Genomic DNA, 21,763 nt, shown 5'->3' with positions numbered 1-21,763 from the left:
GTCAGGCGGTCAGGAGACAGGCGTCCCAGCGGGTCACCGGCGTGGTGCCAGTTGCGGGGGCGAGTAGGGCGAGTGCGGCGCTGGCCGCGCCCTCCAGGAAGGCGGGCCCCGCCGTGGCGAGGACGTGGTGGGCTTGCTCGTCGGGGTCGGTGCGGGGCGGGTGGGCGGTGTCGAGGAGCAGGGAGGTGGCGGAGTGCAGGCGGTCCGCGTTGTGGGGGAGGGCGTCGGTGGCGGCGCGGTGGGCGATGTGGGCGAGACCGGCGTAGCCGTGGCAGACCGACAGGTCGGTGATCGCCGCGAGTGCCTTCGGATCGGCCAGTGCTGCGGCGAGAGCGCGCTCGGCGTCGTTGCGCAGGTGGTGGTCGCCGAGGGCGAGGGCAGCGAGCTGCTGGGCGCGCGCGATTCCGGCCGTGCCGTAGCACCAGCTCGGCCGCTGGGGCGGCAGCGGCCGCCTGTGTCCGGCGTCGTCCAGATGGGCGGGCGTGATCCAGTACGGCCAGGCGTGGCCTTCGCGCCAGCGCTCCAGCCAGGCCAGGATGGTGCGGATCGCTTCACGCTGGCCGTCAACCTCGATGCCGAGGCGCAGGGCCAAGGCGAGCAGCGCCAGGGGGCCTGCGATGCCGTGTGCCACGCCGGTGTTGGCGTGCCCGTCCGGGAACCGCTCATCCGTCCTGCCGGAGGGCCCGACCAACGTCCACCAGCCCGGCAGCGTTCGGGTGTCGTGCTTGACGTCGTTGGTGAGGCGGACCAAGTAGTCCAGGACCCGCCGGATCGCCTCGCCACCGGGCGACCGGCCCAGAAGTACGGAGCCGACGCCGGCCAGGCCCCGGATGGCGTCGAACTCCGCAAGCGCCGGCAGGTCGCCGTGGTCGAACCGGGCGATGGCTGCGTCGCAGCGTCGCACCGCGTCGTTCGCCACGACCTGGTCGAGGTGGACGAGGGCACGCTGGTAGCAGCCTGGCCGGGCCTGCGCGGCGCAGGAGAGGGTGTGCGCGAGCGCCGGCGCACCGTAGTACAGGTAGCTCTCGGCGCCGCTCGTCACCGGGGTCGCGGCGGCGACGGACAGCCAGGCGCGGACCGGTTCCCACGGGCCTCGGCCGGTGGCGGCGCGTTCGATGTGGAGCAGGGCGATGCCGGGGGCGCCATACCCAAGGGACTGGCGCCACTGCGGACGGGACGACCAGGCGGGCGGCACGGCCTCGGGGTCGGTGAGCAGCTCGGCGATCCGGTCGGACAGGCGGAGAGCGGGGTGTGAGGTGGTCACCGGTTACCGTCCCGGGCGAGGCGGGCGAGGGCGGCGGCGCGCGCCAGGTAGAGGACCTGGGCTTCGTCATCGAAGTCGATGCGGTGCGCCCGGACGAAGGAGCAGTGGAGGAGAGACCCGAGGACGTCGCCCGCCTGCACGCCTTCGGTGTGCGGGCTGGGGAAGAAGCGGCGGTAGGCGTCGAGCGTCTGATGGCGTGCGGGCCAGGCGCCCAGGATTGCTGCACCGGTGGGCTCGGCACGAAGGGCTGCCCAGTTGTGTGCCGGATCGGCCAGGCGTACGGCCTCGCGGAACACGGGTCGTGGCACGGCAGACGGGGCCTGGGCGGGGACGTTGTCGACGAGCCAGCGCAGCCCTGTGGTGACGGAGTCGGCGAACCCCGCGGTGATGGCGACGGCATGGGCAGCGAGCAGCGCCTGCCGGTCGGGCAGCGTGGGCTGGGAGAGCTGGGCGAGAACGGCGGCGGAGTCCGTGCGGAACACCTCCTCTGCTGCGGTCCAAGCGGGTCCTTCACCCCACCGCCCGGTCTCCGGGTATGAGGTGGGGTACACGACCTCCGCGAGCAGCCCGGCTTGATGGAGTTCGGCTGTCCAGGTGCTGATCACGGTGGCGGCGGGCCCGAAGGCTGCTGGCTCAGGCAGAGAGATGCGCAGCCGTAGGTGCTGGCGCGGGTCGCGGAAGCGGACGAACCACCACTTCGGGTTGCCGAGCCGCTCCAGGAGGTCGGGAAGGTGCCGGGCGAGGACGGTGTCCTGGCGTTCCAGGTCGCCGTAGAGGGATGCGAGCAGCACGTGGGAAGTGCCTGGCGCTTCACCGTGGCCCCGCCGCAGGATTCGGCTCGGGCTGGGCTTGGGCAGGCGCGGCCACGCCGGCGCCCGGGTGACGGTGACGGGTACGACGATCTCGTGGGCTCGACCGCTTGCCCAGCCGAGGTCGGCGGGCTCGGGCTCCTCGACCAGGACAGCGTGCGGGGCGGAGCGGAGGTGGTCACGTAGCAGGGCGAGGTGGCCGGGATGGTCGAGGTCGAGCGGCAGGCCCTGGCTGTCGGCGGCCAGCATCACGCGCCGCGGGGCTCGGCGCCGCTCCGCCCATGACATGAGGGCCTCATCCCACCGTCGCTGCGAGGCGTCGCCGGAGGGAAGTTCGGCGGTGGTGAGGCGCCAGATGGCGGGGGAGAGGATGACCCGCCGGTGCCGCAGTCGAGGCCGGAAGGGCAGTGCGTGGAGCGAACCCCAGTCGAATCGGGTGACCTGTGCGGCCTGGGCGCGGGACAGTTCGGTGATCAGCCGGGCGAGCGGCGGGGTGTGGTGGCGGAGGTTGAGGGCATGGGTGGCGGCGGCCTCGATTCTCACACCGAGCGCCGGAGCCGCCAGGTACATGCGCCGCCCGTCGCAGCCCACCGCCAGGTCCTGCGGGCCGAGGACGCCTTCGGCGGCGATGCGGTGCTCGGCGAGGCTGATCACCTGCCGACCCGTCGGCAGGCTCCGGGCGACATGCCCGCTGGCGGGATCCAGCGGCGGGAACGAGATCTGGGCGGTGACGGCGTGCTCGTCCATCGTCGGGAGGTCCGCCAGCAGGGTGGTGAAGGCAGTCCGGTTCTCGGGTTCGAGGAGGTGGAGGAAACGGCCGGCCGAGACGCCGGCGGCCCGGGACACCGAGACCACCTCCAACCGGAACTCGCCCCGGTCGAGCGTCTCCCGACTGCGGGCGTGGACGCGGGTGATGACCTCCAGGTGCGGAGGAAGACGGGGTTCGTCCGGGCCCAGCTGGAGGGAGGCCAACAGCGCTTCGTCAAGGACGACCTCACGCGCGCCGTCGAGAGCGGCTCGCTGGGCGAGCGCGGTGAGCAACTCGTCGCGCTCGTCGAAGCGCGGCTTCTCGACGGGCCGGGCACCGGGGTAGCCGTCGGGCCAGCCGATTCCGCTGTCGGCCACCATGTCGAGCAGCGGGACCAGGGCGCCGCGGCCGTAGCGCTCGTAGAAGCGCTGGTGGTAGGCCCGCCACGCTGCCGTGCCGTTGGGCGCGGCACTGAGCCGGGCCAGCACGTGGGCGGCTCGGGCGGCCTCGTCAGCCACCGAACGGGGGAGGACCAGATCGGCGTCCAGTCGAAGGTCGACGGCGGCCACCGAAGGACGACTGCCGGCGGTCCGGAGGTCCGTGAGGATCTCGGCTGCCTCGGGGACGTGCTCGGCGCTGATCTTCGACAAGACCGTGAGGAGGTGCCCGAGCGGATCGGGGTCGGTCGCCGGAGCGTGCAGGTTCGTGATGAGCACTCGCTGGGCGACGAGCTCGGACAGGATGCCGGTGACCTGTTCGGCCGATGCGGCGGGGAACTCGGTGTGGACGGCTTCGACCAAGTCCCGGAAGCGGAGCGGGAGACGGGCGGCGGAGAGGGCGAAGGCGACGGGACGGGTGTGTCGTAGTGTCGTCTCGGCCGTGGCCGTGCTGCCGCTGGCCCGGGGGACCGGTCGATGGGGGACGACGAGGCGATCGCCCCGCACCTGGACGGTGTTGTTCGCCGCCACGTCCAGGAGTGCCAGCACGGCGGGGCGGCACTCCAACAGGCCGACGGCCTGTGCGAGCAGGGACTCCGAGGCACTGGTGACAGTGCGGTGCCGGTCGCCCCAACGCACCACGCAGGACGGTCCGAATGATGCCGTCTGCACACCCGCGAAGCGTCCGAACGGGGTGGCGCGGCCGGCCGCGCGCAGGAGGTAGCGGGCGGTGGAGAGTGCGGCACGCCGCACTTCGCGCACGGCGGGTTGCGAGTGGGAGTGGCCGAGCAACTGGGCAACGCGATCGGAGAGGGCCGGGCTGGCCAGTTCAAGGGCACGGGCGAGCTGGTTGTCGGCCCACAGGGCCCGCAGCCACTGGGCCTGCTGGAGGGCCTCGGCAGGTCCGGCGGCCGAGAGGTCGGGCCAGGCCGGCACTCGCAGGTCGGGGCGGGCGACGGCGCGTACGAGCGCCACGCCGGCGGCGCGGTAGGCGGCTTTGGGGTTGGGCGGGCGCATCGCTGCGGACCTCGGGAATCGGAGATGGGGAGGGGGCGGGTGGTTCCCCGGGAGCAGGTCCCGGGGAACCACCCGGGAGGGTCAGTGCACGCCGGTGGTGCAGGCGCCGCAGGTGGAGCCGCAGCCGTCGTCGGTGAGGACCTGCAGGCTGGCCGCGTCGGTGGTCTCGACGGTGCGCACGTCGAGGTCGAACTCGTCGCCGCCGACGACGGCCGTGGTGGCCTTGGTCTCGGCCGGGATCATCTGAGCTATGGTGGCTCCTCCTTGAGGGTTTCCCTTGCGGGTGCCTGGAGCCGGGGCGCGGGTGCGCCCCGCATCACCAGGAGTCGATGGGTCGGCAGCGCCGCGATTCGACAGCCGACTGCCCGGCGGGGGCGGGCGGTTCGACGGGCTCTGCGGCGTGGGTGCCCCCGTGCGGGGTGGAGAGACTGGTCGGGGACCACGGCTGGCGGAAGCCGGGTCCGAGACCGAGCGCGGGGTGCGGCTCGCCCAGCGCGCGCAGTATCAGCCGTTCGCCCGAGAACGCGGTGCGGCCGTGCAACAGACGGTGGTTGTCCAGCACGACGCCCTGTCCAGGGGCCAGCCGGAGTCGGTGAGTGTTCCGTTCGATGGCCTGGCGGAGGGTGGGCAGGTGGGCCTGGGCGTCAGGGGAGAACCGGGCCAGGTCGTCCTGGCGCAGCCGCAACCGCCACCACCCGGCGGACAACTGCTGGAACACCGGGGCGAAGTGGCCACTCGATCCGCCGAAGTACGCGGCCCGCTCCGCGGACAATGCCTCGATGGCGCCGGGGTGGTGCGCGGCCAGCTCGGCGAGGACGGACCGGCCGTCCACCAGCCGGCTCTCCCCGCCGCTGTCGCCGGCCCGTGCGCACGCCAGCAGAAGCAGACGGGGCGGATCCGGCTGCTGCGCGCACTCGGTGTGCAGAGCCAACGCGCCGCGCCCCAGGCCCGCGAAGCCCGGCCGGCCGCTGTGGCGGCCGGTGTCGCGGATGACGGTCAGCCCGTCCGGATCGGCATCCCGGTGCTGCCACAGCGAGGACATCAACTGGCCAGCTGCGAGAAGCACGTCGTCGCGACCGCCCAACCTTGCGAGCCTCAGCAGGCCGTCCTCACGCAACACCTCACCGGCCTGCTCGCGCGCCGCTCCGTCCAGTCCGCCCGTGACGAAGTCGTCTCCGCTGGTGCCACTGGTGTCGAACGACGGCATGGTGAAGCTCCCTCGTGGGACCGAGTGGGTGGGAGGCGACACACTCTCCACGCCCCACCCACCCAATGGAAAGTGACAGATTGTCAAAGCGAGATCACCGCACCGTGGGGCATCGCGGAGGCCCGCGGCTGCGACCTTCGACAGGCCCGTGCCCGTCTGCGTGCCTCGGAAGAAGCGATGAACGAGACTGAACAGCCCTACGTGCCAAAGACCTTCCCGATCTCCATCAAGGGTGTCGTCCTCGACCCGCAGCAACGGGTGCTGCTGCTGAAGAACGAGCGCCAGGAGTGGGAGCTGCCCGGCGGGAAGCTGGAGGGCACCGAGACCCCCGAACAGCGGGTCGTCACCGAGATCCACGAGGAGAGCGGCTGGACGGCCACCGCAGGCCCCCTGCTGGACGTGTGGATGTACGAACCGATCCCCAACCGCCAGGTCTTCATCGTCACCTACGGCTGCACCGCCACCGACGCGCACCAAGCCCCGGTCGTCAGCCACGAGCACAAGGAAGCAGGTCTCTTCCACCGCGACGAGGTGCCCGGCCTGGTTATGCCGCAGGGTTACAAGGACTCCATCGCCCGCTGGTACGAACTGCACCACCAGGACTGACCGTTGACCCGGATCGACCCCTACGGCGGCATCCGCTGGCACTGGACCACCCCCAGAGCCCAGGACATCCTGCGCCGCCGAGCCCTGCCCGAGATCCTCCTTGCTCTTCACACCGGACTTCGAACCACCTGGAAGCGGCCGCGTGCCCGGACCAGGCCGTACCGAGCACGGCCAGGAACGCCCACAGGGGCCGGGGTTGGGCGGCACCCGAGACCGCCACCGTGCCGAACGCGGCCAGAGCCGCGGCGCTGAGAACGGTGAGGGCTGTCACGGTCAGGGCCTTCGTCGTGCCCGGGGTCTGCTCCTGGTGGTGCTGGTCGAACAGGGTGCCGTTGTTGTGGCCGTTCCGGGCATCCTCTGAGGCCTAACTGGCCGGTACTCTATTGAACTTCGTGGTTGTGGGTTCGAGGGCGTCGAATCGGTCGGGTGATCTTCCGGCGGCTGGGCTGGGCTGGACTGCGACGTCGCTGGGCATGGCAGTTCGCGGCATACATGTCGATGGGATCGGCTGGCAGGGGAGTGGGACAGCTCCGGCGGCGCCGGCCTGTCGTTCGCTTCCCGGGGACCGCAGCGCCCTCTGCTTGGGGCATCGGTATCCGTGTGCGGAGAGTAGAGTCCGCGAGGCATCAAGCACTCCAGGTCACAGGCCGGCTCGTCGAGGTTCACGCTCCTGCGTCATCGTCAAGGCGTTGGAGTGTGTCTTTGGAGGAGGGATAGGCCCAGCGCGGTGAGGGTGTGCCAGACCTTGTTCCCGTCGCGGCGGGAGGCGACGAGCCCTGCGCTGCGGAGCATGCTGAGGTGCTGACTGACCGCTGCGCTTGTGACGCCGAGTCGTTGGGCGAGCATGGTGGTGTTGGCGGTGACGGCCAGCTCCGCGAGGACGGTGGCGCGGGTTCGCCCCAGCAGCGCGGTGAGTGCGGCCGATGCGCCTGCGTCTGGGGGTGCCAGGATCGAGCTGACGGCGGCCGCGTCTTGGCGGGCTCGATACATCAGGATCGGCGCCGCGTCGTCCTGTGAGGGGGTGAAGATCTGCGGTTCGGTGGGGCAGAACAGGGAGGGCGCGAGGATCAGGCCGCGGCCGTCCAGGTGGACGTCGGTGGTCCGGCTGATCCAGGGCTTGTAGGTGGGCAGTTCCAGCACTGGGGGATTCCAGACCAGCAGGGGATGCAGCTCGCGGAGCAGTTTGTCGACTCCGCCCTCGATGGCCTTGCGTGCGCCCGCCATGCACTCGGCTTCCAGGTGCAGGCGTAGTCTCGGCCAGACCGGGCCGATGAACGCGTCGTGGCATTGCTGGAGCGCGCCGAGGAAGTCCTCCCGGGCGCGGCGGTCCCCGGTGACGGCGGGCCTCAGCCAGGGCGGCATCCGCCGGGCGATGCCCGGGATCGCGGCGAACTCCCCGTGCAGGCGTTCGATGGGAAGGGACCGTAGCTGCTCCAGCGCCACATCCAGAGTGTCCACCCTGCCAGCCAGGGTGAACAGGTCGGTGGCGCCGCCGTTGTGTGGCGCCAGGAATTGCGCCAGTGAGGCGGCGGTCGGCGGCGCCCGCCGCAGTACACGCGTGCGCCAGCCTGCGTACAGGGACGCGTTCGGTGTCCGTTGTCTCAGGATCCGCAGGCTCCACTGCGTCTCGGCCAACGGCCCCAGCACCCACACCCGGACCTTCACGAGGTCCTCCGCCGTGAAATACAGACGCAGCATCACACCCCCTGTCCCCGGCAAACCCCCGCCGTGTCCAACCGTCACGTCCCGGGCCGCGCTGGGAAGGGCTGTCCTCGTGCGGACTTCCCCCCCAACGGCGACCTCGCATCATGATCATGACATGCAGTTGCCCGGTTTGGTGGCGAGTGTCGTTATTAAGTCCAGGCGGTAAAGACTTCCAGACGCCCCTGGGCGCCTGCCAGCGTTGGTCACGCACCCGGATACCACCGGGCTGCGACCGGCCAACTGAGATTCCGCCACCACACCGTAGTTGGTCTGATCGGTGGCGCGGTCGGCTCGCAAAGGATTACTCGTCCCGTCCGAATCGAAGGGGAAGCCATGAAGTTCAAGCTGGGGCGCCGAGTCGCCTCGCTCGCCGCAGTGACCGCGTTGACCGTCGCGGGGCTGGGGCTCGAGTCGGGAAGCGCGTCCGCCGCAACCGGCGTCGACTCCAACTCCGCGCACGGCGTGGAGATCACGGGCTGGAACACCTACATCGAGAACCCGTGGGTTTCCGCCACGCTGTGCAACCACCAGAGCTCGGCGAACAGTTTCTACTTCTGGATTAGGGACACGACGGGCCGCAACGTGACCAGCCCGAGCCACGTCACCCCCCTCCTTCAGCCCGGCCAGTGCGAGGGCATCGCGGGCGAGGGCAGCGGCGCAGCGATCCAGGTCTTCGCGAGGTCCGGAAACCTCTGGACCTTCGGCACCGACCCGATCTCCCTCGGCTGACCGCCACCCGGGTGTGCCGCCGCCGCTCCACCTTGCGGGGGTCTAGTGTCCTGCGCCGGAGATCCGTCGTTAGTTGTGTGTGAGCTCTTCTTCTCCTGATCTCCCGGTGCGTCGTCGTGGTGCCGCGTTGCGGCTGTTACTGCTGTCCGACGAGGAGCGGGCCGCGTTGACGCGGTGGGCCCGCAGAGCCTCGTCCGCCCAGGCGTTGGCTCTGCGGGCCCGGATCGTTCTGGCCTGTGAAGGTCCGGACGTGCCGTCGATCGTCGGCGTGGCAAGGGAGTTGGGCATCACCGCGGACACGGTCCGCAAGTGGCGGCGCCGGTTCCTCGCCCAGGGCTTGGACGGCCTGGTGGACGAACCCCGGCCTGGTCGGCCGCCCACGATCGCGGTCGACGAGATCGAGGCGGTCGTCGTCGCGACGCTGGAGGAGATCCCGAAGAACGCGACACACTGGTCCCGGAGCTCGATGGCCGCCCGCAGCGGCCTCTCAAAGTCGACTGTCGGACGGATCTGGCGGAAGTTCCAGCTCAAACCCCATCTGGCCGACACCTTCAAGCTGTCCACCGACCCGCTCTTCGTTGAGAAGGTCCATGACGTGATCGGCCTGTACTTCGACCCGCCCGAAGGCGCGGTGGTGCTGTCGGTCGACGAGAAGTCGCAGATCCAGGCCCTCGACCGTTCGCAGCCGGTCCTGCCCATGATGCCGGGCATGCCGGGCATGCCGGAGCGCCGGACCCACGACTACGTGCGCAACGGCCTGACCACCCTGTTCGCCGCGTTCGACACCGGCAGCGGGAAGGTCATCACCTCGCTGCACCGCCGGCTCCGTGTGGCGGAGTTCAAGAAGTTCCTCGTCAAGATCGACCGAGAGGTTCCCGACGGGCTCGACATCCACCTGATCTGCGACAACTACGGCACCCACAAAACCCCGGCCATCCGTGCCTGGCTGGCACAGCACCCCGGGTTCCACACGCACTTCACCCCGACCGGCTCCTCGTGGATCAACCAGGTGGAACGCTGGTTCGGCTTCCTCACCGACCAGATGATCCGCCGCGGGTCCCAATGGTGCGCTTGACCAGCGACCAGATGCCCTCTTGCGGGTTGAGGTCGGGAGCGTACGAGGGGAGTTGGAAGACGGTCAGCCAGTCCTTGCTCGCCTTGATGAACTCCTGCATCGGCGGCGTCAGATGGGCACGCAGGTTGTCCCACACGAGCACGATTGGACCGCGGAGCCGGATGTGCGCCCGGATGAGCAGGTCCCGGTAGTCCTGCCAGGTCAGGCCCTTCTTCTCGCCCTTTGCGGCCCCGGTAGACGTGGAAGCTGTAGAACATCCGCGAGCGCTGATCGGGTTTGTAGCAGCTCAGCCCCGCCATGGAGACCCGGCCGCCTCCTCGGCCGTGTATCCGAACCACGGGCGTGCAGCCGACCCGGCCCCAGGTCCTGGCGCGCGGCGGCCTCATCGACTGCCCGGCTTCGTCCTCGAAGACAAGCCAGGCCTCGCGGGCCGCCGCGGCGCTTTTGCCCGCGGCCACGTCTCCTTCTTCCACAACTCGACGGCCGCGTCATCACGCTCGATGGCGCGGTGGGCCGGCTGCTGCCAGGACCAGCCGTGCCGCTTGAGTAGGACCCACGTGCCCTCCACGGTGTAGGAGACGTGGAACAGCCGGCCGATCAGCGTCTTCACCCGAGCCAAGGTCCACCGCTGGTCGTCCCAGCCGTGGGCAAGCGGCCCACGCTCCAACTCCCGCTCCAGCCGCACGATCTGGGCATCGGAGAGCTTTGGGCGACCCGGCGAACCCTTCGAGGCGATTCCTGCCGCGCCGCCCTCGCGCCGCTGCCGGCGCCAGCGTGCCACCGAACGCACGCTCACCCGCAGCGCGGCCGCGATGTCCCGATTCTTCTCACCGCCCTCGAAGCGATCCACGGCCTGCCGTCGGATCCGCTCCCGCGCGGTCCTCTCCGCGTCGGTCAAGCCGCCGCCCTGTGCATACCTCACAGCACACGACTACCGGGACCAATCCTCCAACGGCAGGCGAACGCTACCGCTTCACCATCCGAGCGACATCACGAATTCAACTTCAGTAGTTGAACCCCTTGACTTGGGGGTCAAGTGGTTCTCGAAAAGGACCAGTGCTTCGATCCGTTCGGTGTTCGGCGCGTGAGATTCGTGCCTTGTGGGCTCGGGTCGATCGGTGGTTGAGGCCGGTGTGCGGGGGCTCGGGTTCTGCCGGGCTCAGCTCTTCGGGACGAGGGTGTTCTCGTTGGTGCGGCCGGCGGCGAAGTCGTCCATGTTGCGGAGGGTGGCGTCGATGATCTAGCCGACGGCGGTGTGGGTGAAGTAGGCCTGGTGGCTGGTGACGAGGACCTGGGGGAAGGTGACGAGGCGGGCGAGGGTGTCGTCGGTGATGCCCTGGATGGACTGGTCGGTGAAGAAGACGCCGGTCTCCTCCTCGTAGACGTCGAGGCCGACGCCGGAGAGGCGGCCGGTGCGCAGGGTCTCGACGAGGGCGGTGCTGTCGATCAGGCCGCCGCGGCTGGAGTTGACGAGGATGGCGTCGGGCTTCAACCGGGCGAGAGTGGCGGTGTCGATGAGGTGGTGGGTGCCGGGGACGAGGGAGACCTGCAGGCTGATGAGGCCGGCGCGGGTGCGGAGTTCGGGCAACTCGGTGTAGTGCATGCCGAGTTGGAGGCATTCGGGGTTGGGGCGATGTCCCAGTCGAGGAGGTGGGTGCCGAGGTCTGCGGCGATGCGGGCGAAGCACTCGCCGATCTTGCCGGTGCCGATGACGCCGACGGTCGTGCCGTGGATGTCCCGGCCGAGGAGGCCGTCGAGGCGGAAGTCGAACTCGCGGGAGCGGCCGGCGGCGCGCACGAGGCGCCGGTTGACGGCGAGGGCCAGTGCCCACGTGTGTTCGGCGACCGAGTACGGGCTGTAGTGCGAGATGCGGGCGTTGGTGAGGCCGAGGTCGGCGGCGGCGTCGAGGTCGATGTTGTTGAAGCCGGTGGAGCGCTGGGCGACGGGTTCGGTGCCGCCGGCGTCGAGGACGGCGTTGACGCTGCTGCTGACGGCGGGGTAGCCGGCGGCGAGCGGGGCGGTGTCGCGGCCGAGGAACACGGCCAGGCAGCGCACTCCGTGCCGGCCGACGAAGGCCTCCTCCAGCAGCGGCCGTTCGTCGGCCTGCGCCCCGAACGCGACGAACTCCACCCGGTCACGCTATCCAACCCCAGCTCGAACGCCGAGATTTCGTCCGCTCGCTCCAGAACCCCGGAGTGAAAGCCGTGCCTGTGTTCCTCGTCGGGGGCCCGCATTTGCCTGACGACACGCCAGCGGAGTCGGAATGGAGTCAGCGTCGGTCCGGCCGCATGCTGGAACAGATGGGTCCGACTCCGTGAAGCGCAGGTCGTGCGAGGTGAGCGCCCTGCGGGTTGGGCAGAGGCTCGTAGGGGTCAAGGCGGAGGGGCGAGGCAGGGAGTGCGGCAGGGTTGGAGGCTCGCAGCCGTTGGGGCGGGGGTCAGCGGGTGCGGCCGCGGGGCTTGAGGGGGGTGCCGGGGAGCTCGGGGGCGGGGAGGCGGTCGCCGGGGTAGCCCTGGACGGCGCCGAAGCGGTCGGTGGCGGCCTGCCATTCGGTGCGGGCCTGGGCGATGTCCTCGTGGGTGCGGCCGATGAAGTTCCACCACATGACGATCTGCTCCTCGAAGGGCGTGCCGCCGAGGAGGACGAGCCGGGCGTCGGTGCCGGTGGTGTTGGTGAGGGTGAGGGTGGTGCGGCCGGGGGCGAGGTAGCCGAGTTCGGCGGGGCGTAGCGGGGTGCCGGCGAGGAGGATGTCGCCGCGGTCGACCAGCAGGCCGTGTTCGAAGGCGGGGTCGACGTCGAGGGTGACGGTGGCGTTCGGGCGCAGGAGGAGTTCGGCGCCGAGCAGCGGGGTGAAGGTGGGGACGGGGGAGGTGTCGCCGGCGAGGGTGCCGAGGAAGACCCGGGCCTCGCCGCCGTCGAGGGCGACCGGGGCGGGCGCGTGGTGGTGGAAGTCGCGTGCGGTGTGCCGGTGCTCCTCGGGCAGGGCGACCCACAGCTGGACGCCGTGCAGGACGGTGGTGGCCGGGGTGGAGACCTCGGAGTGGGCGATGCCGTGGCCGGAGGTCATCAGGTTGACCTCGCCCGGCCGGACGAGGGCGTGCACGCCGAGGCTGTCCCGGTGCTCGATCTCGCCGGTGAACAGCCAGCTCACGGTCTGCAGCCCGGTGTGCGGGTGCGGGGCGACGTCCATGCCGCCGGTGCTCGTGACGTCGTCGGGCCCGTAGTGGTCGACGAAGCACCAGGCGCCGATCATGGTGCGGGAGCGCTGCGGCAGCGTACGGCGTACGGTCATCGCGCGCGGGCCGCCGAGCGGGACGTCCCTGGCGGGTAGGACCTCCACCCGCGGGTCGGCGGCGGGCGTCTCGGCGAGGCCGGTCTCGGCGGTGCTCACGGGTGGGTCCCTCCCAGGTTCCAGTTAGTTCTAGATTCAACTATCATGCCATGGCAGAGTGGCGGGTGACAGCAGGCCCGGCCCGGAGTGATCAGACGGAGGAGTCCCAGGTGAGTGATGTGACGGTGGTCGCGACGGACCGGCGGGTGTTCATCGACAAGCAGACTCCCAAGGCGTACCAGGCGCTGCTGGCCGCCGCCGAGGCGGCGCGCGAGGCCGCGGCCGAGGCCGGGCTGGACCGTCGCCTGGTGGAACTGGTCAACCTGCGCGTGTCGCAGATCAACGGCTGCGCCTACTGCCTGCACGTGCACACCAGGGCCGCGATCCGCGAGGGCGAGACCAGCCAGCGCCTGGGTGTGCTCCCGGCCTGGCGCGACACCGAGGTGTTCGGCGACCGCGAGCGTGCCGCGCTCGGCCTGGCCGAGGCGACCACCTCCCCGGCGGACGCGGCGCTCCAGGAGGCCGCGTACGGCGTGGCGCGCGAAGTGCTGAGCGACGGGGAGATCTCGGCCGTGGTGTGGGTGGCGATCGCCATCAACGCCTTCAACCGGGTGTCGATCCTGAGCAAGCACCCGGTCCGCCCGGCCCCGGGCCGGTAGCCGGAGGAGACGCCGTCCGGCAGCCGTGGGCGAAGGGGAGTGGCAGTCGAGGGCGAAGGGGCCGGTAGTCGAGGGCGACAAGCGGAGTCCTTCGTTCGGCGTACGCCCTCCGGTGGGTGACGGACCGTCGGCTCCTCCCAGCGGCTGATGACTGATCGCCGGGCGCCCGGGAGGCTTGGCGGCGAAGGCGGGGCGGTGCTCGCCGGGGGACTTGGGGAGATGATGATGCGTCGTACGGTTTCCGTGCTGGTGGGGGCGGCGGTCTGTCTGGCGCTGGCGGCGCCGGTGGCCGCGGCTGTGCCGGTCGTCACGGCTCAGTCGGCGGACGCGGCGAAGCCGGGGAAGGGCGACGATCGCCGGACGGCCGGCCTGCGGGCGATCACCGCGGCCGGCGCGGTCGCCGCGATCGCGGAGATCAAGGACGGGAAGGGCACCTGGCGCGGACGGTCGGGCGTCTCCGACCTGGCCACCAACGCGCCGGTCCGTACCGACGGGCGCTTCCGGGCCGGCAGCGTCACCAAGACGTTCACCGCCACCACCGTGCTCCAGCTGGTGGGGGAGCACCGGATCGGCCTGGACGAGCCGGTCGAGCGCTACCTGCCCGGCCTCGTCCCGGACGGTGCGCGGATCACCGTCCGCCAGCTGCTCAACCACAGCTCCGGCCTCTGGGACTCGACCAACGAGAAGGGCGGGCTCTTCCCCGACCAGCAGGACCCGGCGGCGATCCGGAACTGGCTGGACCAGGGCGGCATGACCCGCACCATCACCCCGGCCCAGGTGGTGGCCGCCTCGGTGGCCCACGCGCCCAACTTCCCGCCGGGCAGCACGTTCGGCTACTCCAACGTCAACTACACGCTGCTCGGCATGATCATCGAGAAGGTCACCGGGCACGGCTACGCGCAGGAGATCACCGCGCGCATCCTGCGCCCGCTCGGCCTGGAGTCGACGTACTTCCCCGGCACCGCGACCGGCATTCGCGGCCAGCACGCGCACGGCTACATGACGGTGGTCGAGGGCCCGGGGCCGCAGGACGTCAGTGACCGGGACGTCACCGAGGCGAGCGTCTCCTGGGCGAACTCCGCGGGCGAGCTGATCTCGACCCTGAGCGACCTGAACCGCTTCGAGCAGGCCCTGCTGGGCGGCAGGCTGCTCAAGCCGGAGCTGCTGCGGGAGATGACCACGACGATCCCGATCGAGGTCAACGGGCAGCCGACGGGCCTGAGTTACGGGCTGGGGCTGGCCAAGGGGCAGCTGTCCTGCGGTCCGATCGTCGGGCACGACGGCGGGGTGTCCGGCTATGCCACGCAGCTGTGGAGCTCGGGTGACCGGCAGGTCGCGATATCCGTCACGATGCGCGGCACGCCACAGGAGATGGGTGCGCAGATCGGGGCGGAGGGGGCTTTCCTGGAGGCGACCTTCTGCGGTGACCGGTGACCGGTGACCGGTGATCGCGAAGCCGGTGATCGGTGCCGGGCCGCTTGAGAACCGGGCCGAGGGGCCGGTCGCGGGACCGGGCCGTTGACCAGCTGAGCTGCGCCGTCCCCGGACCGGCGCAGCTCAGCGGCACCCGGGCGCCCGGATGCGGCCCGGCGCCGAGCACCCGACCGAAAACCTGTGGCACCGGTCTCGCCCGGTGGTGATACTGCACCGGTGAACACCTCGGGGCTGGAGCCCGTACTGGACCCGCGTTCCTGGGGCGTCGCCCCCGACTTTCCCGGTATGCAGGACGTGATCGCCGGATTGCAGCTGCCCGCCGGGGCGTCGATGGCCGTCATGAGCGCGCTGGAGACCTCCCGGGAGCTCATCCGGTATTCCTACCAGCGGTACGAGTTCGCCACCGTGGCCGTCACCCACGCGCTGTACGCCCTGGAGCAGGTCCTCGCCGAGCGGCTGGCCGTCGATGCGCCGACGGGGGAACTGATCGGGCGGGCCGTCACTCGTGGGATCCTCGACGGCGGGGTGGCCGCCGAACTCGACCGCGCTCTGCGGATCCGCGACGAGGTCGCGCGCGGCTCGGTGACGAGCGGTACCGTCAGCCCGCAGCGGGCCGTCCGGCTGACCCGTGCCGTCTTCGACGCCGTGGCCGCGCTCCTCGGTCCGCTTCCGCCCGCGGACGCGCCCGACGGGGGAGGGGTCTCGGCCACGGACCGGATCGCCCGGCTGTGGGAGGAATGCCGCAACGCGCCGTTCCCCGAGAGCTTCGTCGTGGAGGACATCGGGGACATGCCGCTGCACATAGTGGAGAACAACCTCGCGGGCCTCCTCTCGCGGGAGTTGAACGGTGGGCTCGACGACAGCGGCGTCGCGATCCTCTGGTCGCTCATCGCCTACCTCGACAGGGTCGTACCCCTGATCAACGAGGAGTACTGCGCCGCCTACTTCGCCAGGCTCCGGACGGTGGCCAAGCTCGCGGCGGAGCGCTACCTGCCGCCCGCGACCTGAGCCCGGTGAACAGGGGCGGTCTGCGCTCCGGAGTTCCGTCCGGCGGCCCCGGCTGCGTACGGTGATCAGGAGACGGCTTACGGAGACGGGGAAGGGGCGCGCGGCATGGCGGAAACGGAACGGGGCGCGGAGGCGGTGCTGACCACCGAGCGGCTGGTGGTGCGGCACTGGACCACGGCTGACCAGGCTCGCGCGTTCGGCTTCGCGGACGGCCTGACGGAGATCCGGGCCGTGCTGAACCCCGACAACACCCGGTCGGCGGCGGTCTGCCGGCGCCTCGGGATGACCGGCACCGGGCTGACCGACCGGTGGTACGGCCGCCGGCTGGCCGAGTACCGCATCGGCCGGGACGAGGTGGAGGCGCAGTGACGGCGGACGTGACGCTCAACCTCTGGCGGCAGCCGCTCGACGCGGTCCCGGCCGGGGTGTGGGACCGCACCGGGCTGACCGTGCTCATCCTCGCGGACACCGGCATCCGTGAACTCCCTCCCGGCATCGGCCGGTTGACGAGCCTGCGCACCCTCGACCTGGGGCACAATCGGCTCGCCGAACTGCCCGCCGAGCTCTTCGGCCTCACCGGGCTCGGCGACTTCCTCTACCTGCACGACAACGAGCTGACCGCCCTGCCCGAGGCGCTCGGGCGGCTCACCGCGCTGCGCTACCTCAACGTGGGCGAGAACCGGATCGGCGAACTTCCCGAGGCCATCGGATCGTTGACCTCGCTGGTCGAGCTGCGCGCGCAGCACAACCGGCTCACCGCCCTCCCGGACTCGATCGGCGGGCTCGGCGCATCGCTGCGCGAACTGTGGCTGCGCGGCAACGAGTTGACCGGACTGCCGGACTCCGTCGGGCGGCTCGCCGAGCTGCGCGAGCTGGAGCTCAGGGAGAACGCCCTCACCGAACTCCCCGCCGCGCTCGCCGGGCTTCCCCGGCTGCGCCGCCTCGACCTGCGCGGCAACCGGATCGCCGAACTGCCCGACTGGCTGGCCGATCCGGGCACGCTGCCCGTGTTGGAGAAGCTGGACCTGCGGTGGAACGAGGTGTGTCCCTCCGCAGGGCTGCTGACGGCACTGGCCGCGCGCGGGTGCGTCACGCTGTTCTGAGCCGGCCGCCGGTCCGTCGCCCTCCTGGGAGCCGCGCGCAGGGCCCAGGTCCGGAAAGGATCAACGCCTCCACCGCGGAACTGCTACCGTGGAACGCATGAAGCGCGCTGCACTCGCCACGACGACGCCGGAGAGAGTCCCGGCGCGCTGACTGCTGACCTAGTCCGAAGCCCCGGGGCGAGTGCCCCGGGGCTTCGCCGTTTCCCGGACCCACTCGCCCGCAGACCCGAGTGGAGACCGCCCTCATGCCCGACCAGCCCTCGAACGGCCACCCCGCGCACGACCACCGCAGGCTTGGCCGCGAACTCGACCTCTTCGACACCGACCCGCTGATGGGCTCCGGCCTGCCGTACTGGCTCCCCGACGGCGCCGCGATCCGGCACTCCCTGGAGGAGTTCATACGCGGCCGCGAGCGCCGGGCCGGCTACCGCCACGTCTACTCCCCGGTGCTCGGCAAGCGCGAGCTGTACGAGATCTCCGGCCACTGGGCGCACTACCGCGACGACATGTTCCCACCCATGGAGCTCGGCTCCGAGGAGATGGTGCTGCGCCCCAGCCTCTGTCCGCACCACGCGCTGATCTACCGCTCCCGCCCCCACAGCTACCGGGAGCTACCCCTGCGGATGGCCGAGTTGGGCGGCATGTACCGCTCCGAACTGTCCGGGGTGCTGGGCGGGCTGACCAGGGTCCGGGCGATCCAGCTGAACGACGCCCACGTGTTCTGCACCCCGGAGCAGGCGGCCGACGAGGCCGTCGCCGCCCTGGAGCTGATCCGCGAGGCGCACCGGGTGCTCGGCGTCGTGCCCGTCCGCTACCGGCTCTCGCTGCCCGGCGCCGGCGGCAAGTACGTGGCCGACCCGGCGCTCTGGGAGCGCGCCGTCGCGCTGCTCACCGAGGTGCTGGAACGCTCCGGGGTGCCGTTCGAGGCGGCGGAGGGCGAGGCCGCGTTCTACGGTCCCAAGATCGACGTGCAGATCGCCGACGGCGCCGGGCGCGAGTTCACCCTCTCCACCGTGCAGATCGACTTCCACCAGCCCGAGCGGTTCAACCTGCACTACATCGGCGCGGACGGCGCCAGGCACCGCCCGGTGATGGTGCACCGCAGCGTGATCGGCAGCGTCGAGCGGGTGGTCGCCCACCTGATCGAGCTGTACGGCGGCGCGTTCCCGGCCTGGCTGGCGCCCGTCCAGGTGGTGCTGCTGCCGATCTCCGACGCGGAAGTGCCGCAGGCCGTACGGCTCCGGCAGCGCTGCCTGGACCTCGGACTGCGCGCCGAGGTCGCCGGGCCCGAGCACGGCAGTCTCGGCGCCCGCGTCCGCGAGGCCAGGCTGGTGCCGTACCAGGCGGTGATCGGGGCCAGGGAGGTCGTGGACGACCGGGTCGCGCTGCGCCTGCGGGACGGCCGTCGGCTGGAGCCGCTGCCGGCCGAGGAGGCGTGGGCACGGCTCGGCGCGCTGGTGGCGGCGTGCGAGGCGGAGCTGTGGGCGGAGGCGGCGGGTGCTGAACCGGTGGCGGCGCTCCCGTGCGGGGCGGGTCGCCACTGTACGGACGACCTGCTGCGGGGCCGGCCGCCGCGCCGGTGGCGTACGTACGACTAGTGCGGCGCGCGGAGTGTCGCCCGGCCCGTGGGCGTCGGCCGCCCGTCGAATGGGCCGGGCGGCCGAGTCCGCGGCCGCCGCTGTCCCCACCCGTACGGAGGTACCCCGATGCGTATCCCACGCGGCCTCGCCGCTCCCGTTCTGGCCGGCTGTCTCGCCCTCGCCGGGGTGGTGGCCGTCACCCCGGCGGCCTCGGCCTCCGCCGCCGAACTCCGTCCGCTGCCCGTCCCCGCCGTCCAGTACTGCGCCGCCGTGCTCGGGCACGTCCCGGGGGCCGACGCCGCCTCGCAGACCCTCGGGCGGGCCTGTTCCTCGGACTTCGGGGCCGCCGTGCTCGCCCGGGGCGAGGGCGGGTTCGGTGCCTTCGGGCCCTCCTCTCCGGAGGGGTGACCGGGCGGGCGTCCCGTGCCTGCTCGCCTGACGGCGCGCGGCGCACACGGCACAAGCCCGTGCGGCGCGCGCCGGTCAGTAGGACTGGAGCTCGACCAGGTGGCCGTCCGGGTCGCGCAGATGGGCGCTGCGCAGGTTGGGGCCCCACTCCGGGCGGTCGGCCGCGGGTGCCGCCAGGGTGCCGCCGTGGCGCAGGCAGAGGTCGAGGGCGGCGTCCACGTCGTCCACCCGGAAGACCAGCATCGCGGTGTCCTGCGCGGGTGCGGCGGGGCGGACGGGCAGCCCGGTGGTGCCGAGGGCGGCGGCCATCGCCGAGCGGTCGTAGAGGACCAGGAGGGTCTGGTCGGCGATGTCCCAGTTGGCGTACGGGCCGTCGGGAGTGCCCTTGACCAGGGCGGCGCCGGTGAGCGGCGGGAGTATCGCGCGGTAGAAGCCGAAGCACTCGGCGAAGCGGGTGACGAGCAGACGGGGGTACAGGGCATCCACGGGCGAACTCCTGGCAGGGGGGCGGGTCTTCGGTGTTCGGTTCCGAATTAGTGGGTCGAAACCCACTATAGGGAAAGTCCCTAGACTGCCGCCATGGCCTCCGAGAACCCGCACCCCGCAGACGGACTCCCACCGACCCTGCTGGACCTCAGCACCTACCTGCTCTCCCGGGTCGGCAGGGCGGCGCGCGGCCGGCTCGCCGAACGACTGGCCGAACGCGGCCTGCGGCTCTGGGACATGGCGGTGCTGGCCGCGCTCGCCGACTTCGGCCCGCAGGCCCAGCGGGACCTGGTGCGGCGCCTCGCCATCGACCCGAGCGACCTGGCCAAGGTCGCCGACCGGCTCGCCGCCGCCGGGTACGTCGAGCGGGTCCGGGACCAGGCCGACCGGCGGCGGGTGTCGGTCTCCGTCACCGACGACGGACGGGCGCTGCTGGCCGAACTGGACGCGCTGGCGCGGGCGGTGCAGGACGAAGTGCTCGCGCCGCTGGACGCGGGGCAGCGGCAGGTGCTTCAGGAACTGCTGCTGCGGGTGCACCACGGGATGGGGGAGTGGCGCGGCGGCGTGTGACGGAGGGGGCCGACGCGGGCGACGGGGTCAGGCCGCGGGCGGGCCCGGGCGGCGGGCGCCGGCGAACTCGCCCGCCCAGCGCGGGATGTCGAGCACGTTCTCGACCCGGGCGACCAGCGTGCCGGTGCGCTCGGCGTGGATCATCGCGCCCTCGCCGGCGTAGACGCCGACGTGGTGCAGGGGTGCGTCGGGGCGGGAGAAGAACAGCAGGTCGCCCGGGGCGAGCGCGTCGCGCTCCACCGGGGCGCTGAGGTTGAACTGGGCGACGGTGTAGTGCCCGAGCTCGACGGTGCCGTGGCTGGCCCGGTACCAGCAGTAGAGCGACAGGCCGCTGCAGTCGAAGCCGACCGTCTTCTCGCCCATGCACACGCCGTTCAGCCAGCCGTTCTCCTCGTCGCAGAAGCCGAGGCCCGCACCCAGCCGGTCCCCGCCGCCCCAGGCGTACGGCACGCCGATCTGGCTCGCGGCCACCTCGGCGGCCCGGCGGCCCAGTGCGGCGGCCGGCAGCACCCGGGCCGTCCCGGTGCCGGGCGAGGGGTCGGAGGCCGCCTGGGCGGCGGGGCCGAGTGCCGGGACCAGGCCCGCGCCGAGCGCGAGGCCGAGCATGCGGCGCCGGCGGACTCCGGGGGACTGGTCGGGGCCGTGCGGTCGGGATTCCATGGCGGTGCCTCCAGATGGCGGTGGCGGTGGCGGTACGGCGGCGGTGCGTGGGTCCGCACCAGGATTCCGCGCCGGCGGGCGGGTCCGCCATCACCCGCAACGGTGAATCGCGAATCCAGGAACCTTGAAACGGAGGGGAGTTCGCCGGTAAATGGTTTGACGGTCGTTCAGGAGAGGCCAACGATGGGCGCGAACGTTCGGCCGGGACCGTCGGAGGAGACCACATGAGCAGCGCCGTCAAGCTGATCCGCAGCACGCGCCTGACCAAGGCGGTGGACTACGCCTACGCGGCCGAGGTCGACGCCCCCGCCCGCTCGCTCTGGCTGGCCGGGGCCTGCCCGCTCGACGAGGAGGGCAGGACGGTCGCGGTCGGCGACTACGAGGCCCAGGCCCACCAGGTGATGCGGAACCTGATAACCGTGCTGGAGGACAGCGGGGCGGCCCTCACCGACATCGCCAGGACCACCGTCTACGTGGCCTCCGGTGACCAGGCGGACCTGGTGAAGGTGTGGAACGTCTACCGCTCCTACATGGGGGAGCACGACGCCCCGAGCACCCTGCTCGGCGTCTCGGTGCTCGGGTACGACGACCAGTTGGTGGAGGTGGAGGCCGTGGCCGTGCTGCCCGAGCGGGCCTGACCGGACAGTCCGGTCCGGTCCGGCACCGCCACGGGAGTGGTGCGAGGGGCCGACGGCCCCCGACCTCGGCGGCCCGGCGTCGTCCTGCCCGGCCGGCCGGGCAGGACGACGAGGGTTCAGCCCTCCGCCACCTCGTGCGCGAGGCGGGCGCCGGCGCGGAACAGCCACGTCCCGGCGTGTTCCCGGGCGGAGGCCGGGTCGCCCGCGAGCGCGCTGAGGGTCAGGGCCCGGTCGTCGGCCGACTCGCCCGCGACGATCCTGGCGGGGACACCGGCGCGGGCGGCACGGGC

General features: G+C 71.9%; 22 protein-coding genes and 1 pseudogene. 12 read left to right on the top strand and 11 right to left on the bottom strand.

Features of this window, described 5'->3' with window-relative positions; genetic code table 11:
- Position 1 precedes the first annotated feature (1 nt).
- The 4 genes from BU198_RS27215 to BU198_RS27200 all read right to left on the bottom strand — a co-directional run bounded on the left by BU198_RS27215 (position 2) and on the right by BU198_RS27200 (position 5,482).
- Entirely contained in the window at positions 2-1,264 is a 1,263-nt protein-coding gene (locus BU198_RS27215; protein WP_188299521.1) for a lanthionine synthetase C family protein, read from the bottom strand.
- A complete protein-coding gene (locus BU198_RS27210; protein ID WP_188299520.1) occupies positions 1,261-4,275 on the bottom strand; it encodes a lantibiotic dehydratase in 3,015 nt (1,004 codons plus the stop codon). Before BU198_RS27210 ends, BU198_RS27215 begins: the two co-directional genes overlap by 4 nt.
- Positions 4,276-4,356: 81 nt before the next feature.
- Positions 4,357-4,518, bottom strand: coding sequence for an FxLD family lanthipeptide (locus BU198_RS27205; RefSeq protein WP_188299519.1), 162 nt, complete (start codon positions 4,516-4,518; stop codon positions 4,357-4,359).
- Positions 4,519-4,591: 73 nt separating this feature from the next.
- On the bottom strand, positions 4,592-5,482 hold the full coding sequence (locus BU198_RS27200; RefSeq protein WP_188299518.1) for a TauD/TfdA family dioxygenase: 891 nt from the start codon (positions 5,480-5,482) through the stop codon (positions 4,592-4,594).
- 177 nt (positions 5,483-5,659) lie between these two features.
- Between BU198_RS27200 and BU198_RS27195 the strand changes: the two genes are divergently transcribed.
- The gene (locus BU198_RS27195; RefSeq protein WP_188299517.1) at positions 5,660-6,088 is read left to right on the top strand and encodes an NUDIX hydrolase; all 429 of its coding nucleotides are present in this window, start codon (positions 5,660-5,662) and stop codon (positions 6,086-6,088) included.
- A gap of 681 nt (positions 6,089-6,769) precedes the next feature.
- Here the strand turns inward: BU198_RS27195 and BU198_RS27190 are convergent.
- Positions 6,770-7,786, bottom strand: coding sequence for an ArsR/SmtB family transcription factor (locus tag BU198_RS27190; protein WP_223245002.1), 1,017 nt, complete (start codon positions 7,784-7,786; stop codon positions 6,770-6,772).
- 339 nt (positions 7,787-8,125) lie between these two features.
- Between BU198_RS27190 and BU198_RS27185 the strand changes: the two genes are divergently transcribed.
- On the top strand, positions 8,126-8,521 hold the full coding sequence (locus BU198_RS27185) for a hypothetical protein (protein WP_188299515.1): 396 nt from the start codon (positions 8,126-8,128) through the stop codon (positions 8,519-8,521).
- 127 nt (positions 8,522-8,648) lie between these two features.
- A complete protein-coding gene (locus BU198_RS27180) occupies positions 8,649-9,596 on the top strand; it encodes an IS630 family transposase (protein ID WP_223244998.1) in 948 nt (315 codons plus the stop codon).
- Here the strand turns inward: BU198_RS27180 and BU198_RS27175 are convergent.
- The 4 genes and pseudogenes from BU198_RS27175 to BU198_RS27160 all read right to left on the bottom strand — a co-directional run bounded on the left by BU198_RS27175 (position 9,553) and on the right by BU198_RS27160 (position 12,987).
- Positions 9,553-9,732 carry a transposase gene (locus BU198_RS27175; RefSeq protein WP_317620341.1) on the bottom strand — a complete coding sequence of 60 codons (180 nt, stop codon included), beginning with the start codon at positions 9,730-9,732 and terminating at the stop codon, positions 9,553-9,555. The genes BU198_RS27180 and BU198_RS27175 overlap by 44 nt on opposite strands.
- Before the next feature lie 246 nt (positions 9,733-9,978).
- Complete coding sequence (locus BU198_RS27170; RefSeq protein WP_188299514.1) at positions 9,979-10,518, bottom strand: winged helix-turn-helix domain-containing protein; 540 nt, start codon at positions 10,516-10,518, stop codon at positions 9,979-9,981.
- Positions 10,519-10,755: 237 nt separating this feature from the next.
- Positions 10,756-11,726 (bottom strand): annotated as a pseudogene (locus BU198_RS27165) (NAD(P)-dependent oxidoreductase).
- 307 nt (positions 11,727-12,033) lie between these two features.
- A complete protein-coding gene (locus BU198_RS27160; RefSeq protein ID WP_317620340.1) occupies positions 12,034-12,987 on the bottom strand; it encodes a pirin family protein in 954 nt (317 codons plus the stop codon).
- Positions 12,988-13,037: 50 nt separating this feature from the next.
- On the opposite strand from BU198_RS27160, the gene BU198_RS27155 reads away from it, so the two are divergent.
- The 7 genes from BU198_RS27155 (at position 13,038) to BU198_RS27125 (ending at position 19,119) form a co-directional block, all read left to right on the top strand.
- A complete protein-coding gene (locus BU198_RS27155) occupies positions 13,038-13,586 on the top strand; it encodes a carboxymuconolactone decarboxylase family protein (RefSeq protein ID WP_188299513.1) in 549 nt (182 codons plus the stop codon).
- A 225-nt stretch (positions 13,587-13,811) separates the two neighbouring features.
- Positions 13,812-15,020: a serine hydrolase domain-containing protein gene (locus BU198_RS27150; RefSeq protein ID WP_188299512.1), complete on the top strand. Its 1,209-nt coding sequence runs from the start codon at positions 13,812-13,814 to the stop codon at positions 15,018-15,020.
- A 216-nt stretch (positions 15,021-15,236) separates the two neighbouring features.
- Positions 15,237-16,028: a hypothetical protein gene (locus tag BU198_RS27145; protein WP_223244996.1), complete on the top strand. Its 792-nt coding sequence runs from the start codon at positions 15,237-15,239 to the stop codon at positions 16,026-16,028.
- A 105-nt stretch (positions 16,029-16,133) separates the two neighbouring features.
- Positions 16,134-16,397, top strand: coding sequence for a hypothetical protein (locus BU198_RS27140; protein ID WP_188299511.1), 264 nt, complete (start codon positions 16,134-16,136; stop codon positions 16,395-16,397).
- Positions 16,394-17,131: a leucine-rich repeat domain-containing protein gene (locus BU198_RS27135; protein WP_188299510.1), complete on the top strand. Its 738-nt coding sequence runs from the start codon at positions 16,394-16,396 to the stop codon at positions 17,129-17,131. The genes BU198_RS27140 and BU198_RS27135 overlap by 4 nt, the downstream gene beginning before the upstream one ends.
- Positions 17,132-17,376: 245 nt before the next feature.
- On the top strand, positions 17,377-18,729 hold the full coding sequence (thrS, locus tag BU198_RS27130; RefSeq protein WP_188299509.1) for a threonine--tRNA ligase: 1,353 nt from the start codon (positions 17,377-17,379) through the stop codon (positions 18,727-18,729).
- Between the two features lie 108 nt (positions 18,730-18,837).
- Positions 18,838-19,119, top strand: a complete 282-nt coding sequence (locus tag BU198_RS27125) for a hypothetical protein (protein ID WP_188299508.1) — start codon at positions 18,838-18,840, stop codon at positions 19,117-19,119.
- Positions 19,120-19,194: 75 nt separating this feature from the next.
- Here the strand turns inward: BU198_RS27125 and BU198_RS27120 are convergent, their stop codons facing one another.
- A complete protein-coding gene (locus BU198_RS27120; RefSeq protein WP_188299507.1) occupies positions 19,195-19,605 on the bottom strand; it encodes a VOC family protein in 411 nt (136 codons plus the stop codon).
- 93 nt (positions 19,606-19,698) lie between these two features.
- On the opposite strand from BU198_RS27120, the gene BU198_RS27115 reads away from it, so the two are divergent.
- A complete protein-coding gene (locus BU198_RS27115) occupies positions 19,699-20,175 on the top strand; it encodes a MarR family winged helix-turn-helix transcriptional regulator (RefSeq protein ID WP_188299506.1) in 477 nt (158 codons plus the stop codon).
- Positions 20,176-20,202: 27 nt separating this feature from the next.
- Here the strand turns inward: BU198_RS27115 and BU198_RS27110 are convergent, their stop codons facing one another.
- Positions 20,203-20,835, bottom strand: a complete 633-nt coding sequence (locus BU198_RS27110) for a C40 family peptidase (protein ID WP_188299505.1) — start codon at positions 20,833-20,835, stop codon at positions 20,203-20,205.
- A 224-nt stretch (positions 20,836-21,059) separates the two neighbouring features.
- Here BU198_RS27110 and BU198_RS27105 point away from each other — a divergent pair, with 224 nt between their 5' ends.
- Positions 21,060-21,473, top strand: coding sequence for a RidA family protein (locus BU198_RS27105; protein ID WP_188299504.1), 414 nt, complete (start codon positions 21,060-21,062; stop codon positions 21,471-21,473).
- Positions 21,474-21,763: the final 290 nt, after the last annotated feature.

The sequence above is a fragment of the Streptomyces sp. CBMA156 genome (assembly GCF_014596515.1).
GTDB lineage: Bacteria > Actinomycetota > Actinomycetes > Streptomycetales > Streptomycetaceae > Kitasatospora.
This window is presented reverse-complemented; position numbering and strand designations above follow the sequence as displayed.